The sequence below is a fragment of the Phocaeicola sp. ICN-14070 genome, assembly GCF_037892625.1.
GTDB classification, from domain to species: domain Bacteria; phylum Bacteroidota; class Bacteroidia; order Bacteroidales; family Bacteroidaceae; genus Phocaeicola; species Phocaeicola plebeius.
This window is the reverse complement of sequence record NZ_JBBKBF010000194.1, coordinates 1-318: the sequence shown is the minus strand read 5'-3', so window position 1 is coordinate 318 and position 318 is coordinate 1. Positions and strand designations below refer to the sequence as shown.

General features: G+C 48.1%; 1 protein-coding gene. It reads left to right on the top strand.

Going from position 1 to position 318, the window contains the following annotated elements:
- Window positions 1-43: 43 nt before the first annotated feature.
- The coding region (locus WKT20_RS18270; protein WP_340417891.1) for a helix-turn-helix domain-containing protein at window positions 44-318 on the top strand (275 nt) is incomplete at its 3' end.

Genomic DNA, 318 nt, shown 5'->3' with positions numbered 1-318 from the left:
TTTGCGACATATAACATAGTATTAACTTAGAAAAAAGAAAAGTATGGGATTCATCGTATTCGAGGAAGAGGCATTCAACTATCTTGATGCCCAGTTGGAGAACTTCGTGAAGCGCATGGACAGAATCCGTGAGCGCAGTGAGGACAAGACCATGAACAAGTGGCTCGACACGCAGGACGTGTGTCAGATGCTCAACATCTGCCCACGGACAGTGCAGACGCTTCGGGACAACGGAACTTTGGCTTATACGCAAATCAGCCACAAGACCTACTACAAGCCGGAGGACGTGATGGCTATCGTAGCAGTAGTGGAGGACAA